This is a genomic window from Candidatus Kuenenia sp., assembly GCF_039794105.1.
Taxonomy (GTDB): Bacteria; Planctomycetota; Brocadiia; order Brocadiales; family Brocadiaceae; genus Kuenenia.
In genome coordinates this window covers 122,284-134,563 of the sequence record NZ_JBDIWA010000005.1, presented here as the reverse complement: position 1 = coordinate 134,563, position 12,280 = coordinate 122,284, and the positions used below count along the sequence as shown (strand labels likewise).

Annotated in this window: 9 protein-coding genes; 1 reads left to right on the top strand and 8 read right to left on the bottom strand. The window is 39.6% G+C overall.

Annotated elements, in window-relative coordinates; all coding sequences use genetic code 11:
* Positions 1-881 precede the first annotated feature (881 nt).
* The 3 genes from ABJL82_RS04945 to ABJL82_RS04935 form a co-directional block, all read right to left on the bottom strand.
* Positions 882-1,679 carry an alpha/beta hydrolase gene (locus ABJL82_RS04945; protein ID WP_347273610.1) on the bottom strand — a complete coding sequence of 266 codons (798 nt, stop codon included), beginning with the start codon at positions 1,677-1,679 and terminating at the stop codon, positions 882-884.
* Between the two features lie 205 nt (positions 1,680-1,884).
* Positions 1,885-2,139 (bottom strand): DUF3467 domain-containing protein, encoded by a 255-nt coding sequence (locus tag ABJL82_RS04940; protein WP_347273609.1) that lies wholly within the window; start codon positions 2,137-2,139, stop codon positions 1,885-1,887.
* Between the two features lie 1,156 nt (positions 2,140-3,295).
* Entirely contained in the window at positions 3,296-4,657 is a 1,362-nt protein-coding gene (locus ABJL82_RS04935) for a sigma-54 dependent transcriptional regulator (protein WP_347273608.1), read from the bottom strand.
* A 474-nt stretch (positions 4,658-5,131) separates the two neighbouring features.
* On the opposite strand from ABJL82_RS04935, the gene ABJL82_RS04930 reads away from it, so the two are divergent.
* Positions 5,132-5,272, top strand: a complete 141-nt coding sequence (locus ABJL82_RS04930; RefSeq protein WP_347273607.1) for a hypothetical protein — start codon at positions 5,132-5,134, stop codon at positions 5,270-5,272.
* A 101-nt stretch (positions 5,273-5,373) separates the two neighbouring features.
* On the opposite strand, the gene ABJL82_RS04925 is transcribed toward ABJL82_RS04930, so the two are convergent.
* The 5 genes from ABJL82_RS04925 to ABJL82_RS04905 all read right to left on the bottom strand — a co-directional run bounded on the left by ABJL82_RS04925 (position 5,374) and on the right by ABJL82_RS04905 (position 12,012).
* Positions 5,374-7,017 (bottom strand): NAD+ synthase, encoded by a 1,644-nt coding sequence (locus ABJL82_RS04925; RefSeq protein WP_347273606.1) that lies wholly within the window; start codon positions 7,015-7,017, stop codon positions 5,374-5,376.
* 26 nt (positions 7,018-7,043) lie between these two features.
* Positions 7,044-8,519: a nicotinate phosphoribosyltransferase gene (locus ABJL82_RS04920; RefSeq protein ID WP_347273605.1), complete on the bottom strand. Its 1,476-nt coding sequence runs from the start codon at positions 8,517-8,519 to the stop codon at positions 7,044-7,046.
* Between the two features lie 132 nt (positions 8,520-8,651).
* Positions 8,652-8,855, bottom strand: a complete 204-nt coding sequence (locus ABJL82_RS04915) for a type II toxin-antitoxin system HicB family antitoxin (protein ID WP_347273604.1) — start codon at positions 8,853-8,855, stop codon at positions 8,652-8,654.
* A gap of 114 nt (positions 8,856-8,969) precedes the next feature.
* On the bottom strand, positions 8,970-9,926 hold the full coding sequence (locus ABJL82_RS04910) for a bifunctional riboflavin kinase/FAD synthetase (RefSeq protein WP_347273603.1): 957 nt from the start codon (positions 9,924-9,926) through the stop codon (positions 8,970-8,972).
* Between the two features lie 337 nt (positions 9,927-10,263).
* Positions 10,264-12,012, bottom strand: coding sequence for a hypothetical protein (locus ABJL82_RS04905; RefSeq protein WP_347273602.1), 1,749 nt, complete (start codon positions 12,010-12,012; stop codon positions 10,264-10,266).
* Positions 12,013-12,280: the final 268 nt, after the last annotated feature.

The window sequence follows — 12,280 nt, the reverse complement described above, 5'->3', positions numbered from 1 at the left end:
CCTTTATAGTTAAAGTGTTATAAAAATTTTTTGAGCCATATTATCTTAAATATCAAGCAAAAAACTGTTCCCTAATGAAAAATTTTTTTAATTTAAATTACGCAAATATCTAACCGGACAATGCTGATAATTATTAATAATTTTCAACATTTTACTCTCCTATTTGTTCAATATATGTGACTAATTTATACACTAAATCCTTTATTGAGATTAGTAAGTGTTGGCAGGTATCACCTCCTTTGCGTTTTAACAATAAAAATCTTCTTAGTTATTAAAAGCCGGTAAAAACAAAGGACGTTTATTGACAAACAGCGTATTTTGTTAAACCACCTTCCACTCATTCGTAAAATTGCCTATTTGCTCCCGTTCTCTTTTTTCAAGATTATAATGATTTATAATGCCTATCCAGTTAGCTCCTAATTTGATATACTCTGTTGCAAACAGGCTCGTTCAGGCATGCATTTCAACTCAGACCTTGACGTACTGTGAGCTTATAAAAAAAATTGAAACAGGAAAAAACGTTAGGAGCTAATGTTTTGCCATACATGTAATAACTGTGTTCATTGGATATAATGCCCCCTGGATTAATGCTGTGCAGTAAATTTGGTGGATTTTTTTATGCACCGCGGCAGGCCGTGCAGCGCCGTTGGTGCCAAGCCTATCGGAATTTCCTTTTAATTTATCACTGAACCATAATGCCTTGTCCTCACGATTGTACTATATGCTCACACTACTGGAAAGTTGATGGAGAATGCCCATCGCATGGTCAGGTTCCAATACGTTATACTCTAAACGGCCGAGATTTTAACTTTTCCAAAAGACAGAAGTTTCACGTCTACAAAGGTTTTCAGCCGGAATTTGCCAAAAATAAAAGTTAAATTTTAACCCGTTAGGAGTATATCATCAACATCAGCGGAACAAAGGAAGATATGTTCAAAGAGGGCGGGCAACGCGGACGTTGGCGTGTTGTTTGCAATGGTGATTAATGCGTTTTGCAAGACGTAATTACCCATAGAATGGCATAATATGTGAATGCACTGATTACATGCTGGTTGCCCTGTTTTTCTCATGTCTATGAAGAAATCACGCAGTTTCAGTATGCCCCTTCCAAGGGCAGCGCCGGAAGCCTCTGCTTCAATCCTGTCAGACCTGTATGCACCCAGGAAAATCCTTCTTGCATCTTCAGCAAGAACGTATCTGCCATCCGAGGGCCAGGTAAAGAGGATGACAATCACTTTTTGATTCTCCACATTTTCATCCTTTTTGTTGAGCATTGCCCGCAACGAAAGCGCATTGGCAACGGCTTCTGTCCATTTAACAGCATACCCATGAACATATACAATGGTATCCGTGGCTTTTTCCATTTCAGACTTTACTTCCTGAAACATTTCTTTTGAGGTTAATTTTTGAGTACCATCAGATAAGATTTCCGCAAAGGCACTGATCTTGCCATTTGACCGAACACGTTCTTCCATGTACCCTGACAGTTGAATGCCGTTCCCAGTTCCTTTGTCGATTGTCTCTACATTCAGATAATTACTTATTTGTTGTTCATCGGCCTGCACGGTAGCCTTTCCGAAACGCAGATTTTCTGCCCCGTCATCGCTAAAACCGGAACCGTACCCATCTGGATTCCACTGTTTCTCACCAATATGGTTACGATTTGTTACATAATACAATTTTCATTCAACCATAAACACACTCCCTAACAACGTATTTGTAGTTTTATTGTGTCTGGTAAAAAACCAGGCCTACAGTTACTTTTTCAGACGAATGTGGCCTTGCTTTTAAGGTTTTCATTCCACTTCATCAGCAGCAGCGGTTCTCGTATTTTTTTATTTATTTAAGGACACTTTCTGAGCGACTAAAATGGTAAAAATGTTTTCAGTCATTTTCTACTTCTCCATACATTTCCTCATATTCCTTCACTGATTTTTGTAACAATTTTAAAAGAATATTTACAGAATACGGGTTGCAGATGACTCTGGTATGAAAGCTTTCCTTGCATTCTGATTCTTCAAACGATTGCCCGAAGTCGATTACAAATTCAAATTCGTTCTGCCCTATCTGGAAACAATTTGCGTATCGGCCTTCCCTGGTTTTGTTTTTCTGTATATTATTGCCTTTGTTATTTCTCATTACTAACATAATTCATTTGTACTACTACACATCATGATTCATGGCCATGTCATCATATATATTGAACCAGATATACCATGATTAAAGCCCAGGCTCGGTTATAAAGATAAACTAATTGAAAAAATTCTTGACACTTTAGCTTTTTGAAAACATCAATAAAATTAAGATTTTCGCTGCTTACAAAGAGTAAGGTTGTGCATTCTGCAATACAAAAAGCATTCATTGAAAAAATTATTACAAAAAACTAAAGTGTTACAAAATTTCAATTTCTAGCGGATAACTTGATTGTATAGGAATTTTCATTTTTTTAATGCATGTTTGCGGGCAGACGTTGTTGTAACAGATTTAATTGCAAGAAGATGTGGAACGTCGCATGTAGTGGCAAGGCGTGCCTTGCTACTATATTAAATGTTTAGGGATTTCAATATTTTCAGTTAAGCAATGAACAAACCCACCCCTCAATCCCCTCCCAAGAGGGGACTTATCAAATTCCCCTCTTGGGAGGGGTTAGGGGTGGGTAAAAATGAATGCCGTTGGGTTTTTGCCGTTTAAAAACCCAACCTAATTTAACGTTTAGGAATTTTAAACTGTTCATGTAATTGCAAGGCACGCCTTGCCACTACATTGTTGAAAGTCGCCGAATGCCTAATTTAGCAAAGGGAATACCAACAAAAATTTTTGCAGAGAAATAGCTATGCAACATGCTATTTTACTGGGTTTGCATATTTGTTGAGGTTTTTTGTTCTTTTATGTTTTGCCGAAAAGTGTAACAGGGTATTGTTACACTTTTTGAGGGGGAGGGTTGGAATGAATATGGCCACGGTATGTTTTATTTTATTGAAACAACCCCAGGGATGAACCCTATGACTGACGGCAGACTGGCTTTTTATAAGGGAGTTTTATACCAAGCCGCTTAATGCAAAGGGATAATATAAATGAAAGAAATAATGTTTTTTACATATTTATTGTGTGTAACAAAAAAGATGTAACAGGGGTGTAACAGTGTGTAACATTTCGGATGGGTTAGAAACTTAGCACTAATTTCTTTGCATTTTTTGGAGAAATAGTTAATGGTAAGATTCGAGATGCTAAGCACGAAATACTTGGGAGGGGGCTTGGGAACTGGGAGTCTGGGAACATGCGTGGTTACTATGCATCAAACATCGTTCATAAGGCGTTTTTCAGGGTTGAGTTGGTACTTTGCAAACTTTCGATAAAGTGTCATTCTTGACCATTTAAGCTGTTTTGCTGCCTTGTTTTTGTTCCAGTTTGTGGTAACGAGTGCGTTTAATAACTGATCTTTTTCGCTGTAATGAAGAATTCTGGCTTGCATGACCTTCGTCCGAAAATTTTCCGGTAAGTCCATCAAGGTAATCCAACTTGTCTGGAAATTCATAAAGGCAGATTCCAAAATATTTTTCATCTCACGGATATTGCCAGGCCAATTATAAAACATCAAATCTTTCACGGCGTCTGCAGTAAAACCCTCAATATCTTTTTGATATTTTTTGTTTAATTTTCTGATAAAAAATTGAAGCAAATCAGGTATGTCTTCTTTCCGTTCTCTTAATGGCGGAAGATTTATGTTCGCGACATTAAGCCGATAGTACAGATCTTTTCTGAATCTACCATTCTCTGCCATTTGTTCTAAATCCTGGTTGGTTGCGGCAATGATTTTAATGTTCAAATGAATATTGTGTTTTCCGCCGATGCGTTGTATTTCCTTGCTTTCTATGACCCTCAGAATCTTTGCCTGATGGTAAAGGCTCATATCTCCGATTTCATCCAGAAAAACTGTTCCGCCTTCTGCCGACTGAAGTTTACCCGTGTTTAACGCATCTGCTCCCGTATAAGACCCCTTTTCATGCCCAAAAAGCTCGCTTTCCAAAAGATGGTCAGGAATGGCAGTGCAATTAATGCAGACAAACGGATTTTTTGCCCTTTTACTATTTCTGTGAATAAGACAGGCAACAAGTTCCTTGCCCGTGCCTGTTTCTCCGGTGATGAGAACATTCGTATCGGTTTCGGCTGTTTGTTTGATGTGCATCCTGACAGATTGCATTACAGCGCTTCTTGCCCCTACCATTTCTTGTTCATCACACAATTCCAGAGATGCTTTTGGAAGCAAAGGTTTTTCTGCATCGTTTTTTGAAAGGCACCGTTCGATGCTCTCCATGATATCTTCTTCTTTAAAGGGGTGTTTAAAATAATCATTTACTCCAATTCTGAGGGCGGCAATGGCAATTTCCTCAGAACTATTTTTTGTCACCATGATGATCGGGATATGCCTGTCCATATAGCGAATTCTATTGGCAATATTTAATACATTACTAATAGTGCAATGCGCGTATCCAAGTAATACAAGGTCAATATTTTTCTTTTGAATGTACGTTTTAAAAACTGTTTTATAAGACGTTTCGAATATAGTAAGGCCATTGTTACAGCAGGAGTTTTTTAATTTAATCAATTCTATGTTTTCATCTTCATCTTCAACTATTAATATGTTTGGCTTTTCCATAATCAAATTACGTTACCTCCCTTTTTTCATCTTTCCACCTTTAAAGCCTCTTCCCATCCGTTCGCATCTGACATCATAATTGTCCATTTGTCTTTTTTATACAATTAATCCGGTGTTCACCCCAAATGAAAAAATAAAATGTCGTAAAACTGTAATACTTTAGTTTTTTGAAAAACGTAAGAGCGAGAGACGAAGCACGAGAGACGAAAGACGAAAGATGAGAGATGAGAGATGAGAGATGAGAGATGAGAGACGAAAGATGTCTGTAGTCCATCATCCGTCGTTCCTACATCTTGCGGAAAAACAGCGATATTATTGGAATTTTTCAAGGAACTAATGTGTTACAAATTTTCAGTCTTTTTTGATTAAAAAGGCACTTCCTGTGTTCTGAAGGTGGTATATGGATAACAGACTTTAAAACAGCAGTGTGCAGGACAGGATACTTTTATAGTGCATGTTTACAAAGGAGATACCATGAAAAAATTATTTTTGATTTTATGTTTTTTGATTGCCATGATGAATTGTGCTATTGGAGAACAAATGATAGGAATCTGGATTGGATGTGAGGGCCGCGCTGAGGAAATAACAGGCAAGGTCATATTGAAGGTGCTATAAACATTCCCCATGGAGAAATTGAGTAAATGTAGGGATACTTCCCTTATTATCCCACCAAATCAAGCAAGAAATATGGGAAGTGTCCCCTAATTAATGGCCATTTACTCGCCGGTAAATTTATGCGCTATCGGCATGCGCCTTCCGGAGCCGAATGCCTTTGACGTTACTTTTATCCCCGGCGCCGCCTGACGCCTTTTGTATTCATTTCTGTTTACTTTTTGTATAACGTCACGTACGGTTGTTTCATCAAATCCCATACGTACAATTTCTTCTATACATTTAGCTTCTTCAATGTATGCCTTTAAGATACTATCAAGAATATCGTAAGGCGGCAGACTGTCCAGATCAAGCTGGTTTGGTTTTAATTCCGCTGAAGGGGGTTTGGACAGTGTTTCCTGCGGTATTATCTCCTTTTCCCGGTTCATGTATTTTGCCAATTCATACACCATCGTTTTCGGCACGTCTGAAATGAGCGCAAGCCCCCCGCTCATATCTCCGTACAATGTACAATACCCTACCGCCATCTCAGATTTATTTCCCGTAGAAAGTACCAGATACCCGTACTTATTAGACAAGGCCATGATAATATTTCCGCGGATTCGCGCCTGTAAATTCTCTTCCGCTATATCGAAAGGCAGTCCCCTGAATTCTTCACGCAGGACCGTTTGGTAACCGTCAAACAGATCTTTAATGGGAAAGATTCTGTAGTCAATGGCAAGATTTTTTGAAAGCCGCACCGCATCATCAACGCTGCCCTGTGAAGAAAATTGAGAGGGCATAATTATGCCCATTACATTTTCGCTTCCCAGCGCCTCTACGGCAAGGGCAGCGGTTACTGCCGAATCTATACCGCCGCTTAACCCAATAATCACCTTCTCAAAACCACACTTTACAACATAATCCCGAAGCCCGAGAAGAAGTGTTTTTTGAACTGTTTCGATTGGAGTAAAGGCCTGCGGGACAACCTGTATTGCGGTATTTTCAAGGTCAACGACAATTAAATCTTCCCCGAATGCCGCCGCCTGAGCAATACGCTTGCCTTGCGCATTGATAACAGCACTGCTCCCATCAAAAACAAGTTCATCGTTGCCTCCGATCTGATTTACGTAAATGAAAGGGACTTTGTACTTCTTTGCGTCATGCGTAAGCATCCTCAGCCGTATTGATTCGTGCTTCTCCACCGTAAAAGGAGATGCGGAAATATTGATAATAACATTCGCTCCCTTCGATATGAGCTTTTCAATGGGGTCTGTTTCATAAAGGGGACGCGTCCAGAATTCTTCATCGTTCCATATATCCTCACAAATAGATATTCCAAGCGTGTAGTTATTAAATTGGACTGGAGCGATGGAACATGCCGGTTCAAAGTAGCGGGATTCGTCAAAAACATCGTATGTCGGGAGAAGCGATTTGTGGTGCACCGACACAATTTGCCGGTCTTGAATAAATGCGGCTGCATTATGGACGAGTTTGCCGTATGATTGCCTGTTTCTGTCAACGAATCCCACAATAGCGGCAATACCTGATACCTGTTGAGTTACATCCCTTAACGCCTTCAAATTGTGGTCTACAAAGGCAGGAACATCAAGAAAATCCTTCGGCGGATAACCAGTAACTGCAAGTTCAGGGAAAACAACAAGGTCTGCATTTTCCATTTTTGCCTGTTCTATGAATGAACATATTTTCCGTACATTATTTTCAAAGTCACCAACGACAGGATTAATTTGTGCAAGCGCTACTTTCATATTTTCTCACCTGAAGATGCCTCCTATCAGTTATTCCCTCTCAGGAGTTGCTCTGCCTCTTGTTTTTTTACTTCTAATGCCTGACTTTTTTTAACAGGATAGGTTTCAGCATTTCTAAGACGTTTGTACGGTTCCGGCAATTTGACAATATTGCACAGCGCATTATTTTGAATTTCCTGTAAAGTGGGGAGGGCATAACATATTTCGCCACCTTTCACCACCTGTATTAAAAGGGGAATGGCATCTCCCTGCTCATTCTCAAGCCCTATTATATCCTCAACAAAATGAGTATTTTTGTCTACACTACGGTAGACTTGTTTTTTGTACGGGTAAGTAAGCTTATCTTTGCTAAACTTCATTTTAGGGACAGGCTTTCCGTCATGTTCCTGTTCGACCAGTTTATAAATTCCCCCCAATGCAGGCGCATCCTTTGACGTTACCATTTCAGTGCCCACGCCAAAGGAATCAATAGGAGCCCCATTTCTTAGCAAGTCGTCAATACGTTCCTCATTGAGATCGCCGCTTGCAATTATTTTAACATGATGCATCCTTTGACTATTCAATATTTTTCTTACTTCTTTGCTCAGTTCCAATAAGTTTCCACTATCGATACGAACGCCTTTAAGTTTTTCACCTATAGCGGCGGCATGTTTCGCCCCGGCGAGTGTGTCATAGGTATCAATAAGGAGCGCCGTATCATCAGGAAATGTTTCATGATATTTACGAAACGACTCCGCTTCGTTTTCAAAAACCATTACCCATGAATGGGCAATTGTACCGGCAGGGGGAATATCCAGCTCATATGCCGCAAAGACGTTAGAGGTACTTTTACATCCTCCGATAAAACAAGCGCGGGCTGCAAGGACGCCTGCCTGCGGACCATGGGCGCGGCGTGTTCCAAAATCAATAACATCATGCCCCCTGGAAGCATAGACGACTCTCGACGCCTTTGTTGCAATGGCGCTCTGAAAATTAATGGTGGAAAGCAGATATGTTTCTACAATTTGCGCCTCAATTATGGGGGCTGTTACCCTAAGTATCGGTTCTTCCGCAAATACAATCGTTCCTTCAGGCACGGCAAATACATCGCCGTTAAAGGCAAAATTTTTCAAATATGTAAAAAATGCATTGCCTACATGACTGAAAGCCGGTTGTTTCCTGATAAACCGGATAGCTTCAGGCGAAAACCGGATATGGGTTATGTAGTGAAGCGCCTGCTCTAATCCCGCGGTCATTATGTAACTGCGATTTTCCGGCAAGCGGCGAATATAAAACTCAAATGTTGCAATATCATGCATGCCGTGTTCAAAATATCCGGCAGCCATAGTAAGCTGGTAAAGATCTGTAACAATACCAAGTGAGTCTTCGGAGAGAAAAAGGGATTTTGGTTCTTTCATGGATATGGAAGGGAAAAAGGATTTGTCCGTATTTTTATACCAGTTGAAAAAGGCATTCGGATAGTAAGATTTGCACCGATCTTTCAAAGAGTTAGGGATAAACAATAAATCACCTTTTTGATGAAATACCATTTAAGCATAACTATTGGTTTTATCTTTGATTAGCTGCGCTCATCCGTGTTTGATTGCAGGGTATAAGTAATCTTTTTTTGTCAATATTTAACTCTTTTCGCACCATCATAGTGTATTGATAAGTTCTTTCTTTAAGATAACATTTAATTCAGGGGTTTTTACTTCAAGGATAAGCTCTATTACTTCTTTTATATTACGGATAGCTTCTTCTATGGTCTTGCCTTGAGTAAAACAATTTGAGTGTTCTCTGCATTGGGCAATATAAAACTTTCCGTCTTTCTCTATTTCAATAGTAAAATTTTTACGCATAACAAATTTCCTTCAGCTTATTTTTTTCTCAAACGCTTGCCACGGTACACCAATCTCTTTTGCTATTCTTTGTGTTGTTCCTGGGGAAATTTCTTTGTGTCTTTCTACCGGTTTTTATTTCATCAAGGCACCAGAGAGCACCTTTTTCAACAGTATTTCTTTATCTTTTTCTATTTGCTGTTTTAATGCTTCAATGGAACCGAAGGGTATTTCGTCTCTGATCCTGAAGAGAAACTGCACTTCAAGGTCTTTTCCGTAAATTGATTCGTGAAAATCCAGTATGTGTGTCTCTATCTCCATTGTTTCGTCTTCGCTTGATAAGGTCTCTTTGGAAAAAGTAGGCCTGGAGCCGATATTGGTCAATGCCAGATATTCCTTTTCCTTCCAGCATACCTTTGTGGCGTATACGCCTTGTGGCGGCCTGATTTCGTGGTGCAAATCCAGATTCGCGGTGGGATATCCCATAGTTACGCCTCTGCCGGATTTCCTTACGACAGTGCCTAAAATAGAGACAGGCCTTCCAAGCATGGCTTCCGCCTTCTCTAATGCGCCTTCCTGAATGGCTTTTCGGATAATAGTGCTGCTGATAACCTGTCCCTTATAGGTTTCCGGCGGGCATTCGTGTGCTTCATAATGGTATTTGCCCGCCAATTCCTTTACGAGTTTGATATTCCCGCTTCTATTCTTTCCAAAATGGCAATTAAAACCAAGCACTATGCATTTCGAGCCTAACTCTTTTACGAGTATGTTTTCTATAAAATCTTCTGCGTTTGTTTGTGCGAGGGAATCGTTAAATGACAATATTAACGTATAATCAACACTCAGCCTTTCAAACAATACCAAACGATGCGACAGGGAAGTGATGAAAAAGGGGGTTTTGTTTTCCAAAAGAACTCTTGGGTGTACGTCAAAGGTAATAATGACAGAGTCTCCGCTCTTTTCAGAGGCTAAACTTTTTGTGTATTCAATAATTTTCTGGTGTCCGCGATGCACGCCGTCAAAAACACCAAGCGTGACTACCGGATTATGAATTTTTCCTTTCAATTCGCTTATACGGTAAATCTTTTCCAATGCTCGCTCCCTCTATCTATGCCATAACACATGGAAAACTACGGACGAGGGACGAAAAAAACACGGACGTCCATCATCTATCATCTATCATCTATCGTCATATCCACCAAATTTCTGTTATTTAAAGCAGTACCATTTACGTAGTAACAAGGTAAGAAATTGGAATTTATTCGTTACCCCCGACTGTATTGGGGAATCTTAAAAGACGCCCAGCGGAGTTACTCTAAACGGAGTGAATGTGTCCAGAATGACAGCAAAGGAGATATCTTCTCCTCTTTTTGTGGCCGGAGATTATGAACGCTTCATCACAAACAGGATTGTTGCCACAAATACGTTTCTATTGAAATTTTGTGTAAATTTCCATCTGTTTGTTCATGTCGGCTTTCCATGCGGTCAAAAAGGCCTCCTGCTTTTCGTACAAAAACCTTTTCATGACGTTTTCCCTGGTTTTTTCAAAAAGAGAGGTATCGGCAGGTTTTCTCTCTATTACACTTATTATATAACATGCCTTTTCGTCAAGAGTTTCAACAGCAAAGGCCACTTCGCCTGGTTTTAATTCAAAGGCCTTCTTTGCAAGGTTAGGGCGGTCAGCATCAAGCGCTTCGATATATCGTGAATCCCTGTCAAAAAGTTTCATCGGACGCTGAATGTAATCAGTTTCACATACCAGAAAATCTTTTTGACTATATTCACCAGCAAGTAATTTTGCAATATCTTCAAACGCAGTGGCTGAATTGGAACCACTTGTGTATTTTTCTGCGATTTCTATAGATTTTTGCAATCCCTTTTCTATTGTAATGTCCCTTAAAACTTTATTTTTGATCTCCTCAAATGGGGCAGGAGCGGGGTATTTCTTATCGATTACCTGAAAAATAACAAACCCCTCAACAAACTCCAGCGGTATGGATGGTTCAAATTTTTCCCTGTCAAAAGCAACCTTCGAAATCTTATCAGACCCCGGGAAGATTTCCCACAAATCGCTTTCGGCAAGAAACTCGCTTTTCGATTCTTTTCCGGCAGGAATGGTGCGGGTCAATTTATATTTTACGGCAAGATCGCTGAAATTCGGGCGGTCTTCCTTATCTATTGTTGCGTAAATTTCCTCGTCCACCTTATGTATCACCTCTGATGCTTTTTCCCTTGCCATTTGCCCTGCAAGTATTTTTCGAATTTCATCCTTTACCACATCATACGATTTGTAAACGGGGCTAAGATCCTTTTCCTTTGTATCGCCTTCTGCCATTGTATCCGTTTTATCTTCCGGAACAGAAGATTCTTCGGTTGTTATTTCTGAGGGATCGATTTTATATTGCGTTTCCTTATTATCCTCATAATACTTCTTTATATCTTCCTCCGTAACCTCTACAAGCGCCTGCATATCGTCAAATTTAGCAACAAGGCATTCAATCCTTACCATTTCAGGAAGCATGTAGCCTGGAGCGCCGTTATATGCGTCATATTCTTTGTTCTTATATTTATTATAAAACGCTATTAGCTCTTCTTCATTTACCTGAACGGTATCGGCAAAATCACTCGCCTTTAATGCCATGATTTTTAACTTTACCTGCTCGTTTTCCAGAGAAAACCGGTGCCAAAGTTCCTCATTTGTTACTTTTGTGGATGAACGCAACAGAGATTCCAGCTTTTCAACCAGCAGGGCTTCCCTAATGGTACGTTGTATTTGATCCGGAGTAAGTTTAAAAGTATTACACAGAAACTGTATTAGCCTTCTTTTTTCAATCTCAGGAGTTTGCCCGAAAACCTGGAAAGCAATTCTCCGTAAACCATCTTCAACTTCAGGGTTTGTTATCATTAATCCAATTTGATTTGCCTTTTCAACCATCAGAAACTGCTTCCAGACTATAGGGATAATTGATTCCTGCGTTTGAGGGAAAAATAACCTCTGCCATCTTATTGCCATTTCGGTAAATTCTTCTTGAGTAATCTTTCTTCCCAATACTTTGGCGATAGGTTTCTTGGGAATTAATTCCATTACGGAAAAGCTTATACCCCAAACGGAAACGGCAAATATCATTATTATATAAACGATTTTTTTGTTCTTTTGCAGCCAGGAAGTTGATACCATTATTTTCCTCTTAAATTCTCTAAAAACCCTACGGACGAAGCTAAGTTTATGACAAGCGTAGCATTTTATCTGTTCTTCCTATAATTATCAAATGCTTTTTTCATAATCACTGGGCAAGGCAAATTTTCTTGATAAATCTGTTCCTTCTCTCTATACTCAAATTGCTACTTGTGTACAGTAGCGCCAGTTAGTGAGAGTTTCGTTTTTTCAAGGACATCGACCGCCGGAAAACACTATTTGGCCTCATGTGGCGGCAATTCATGGATTA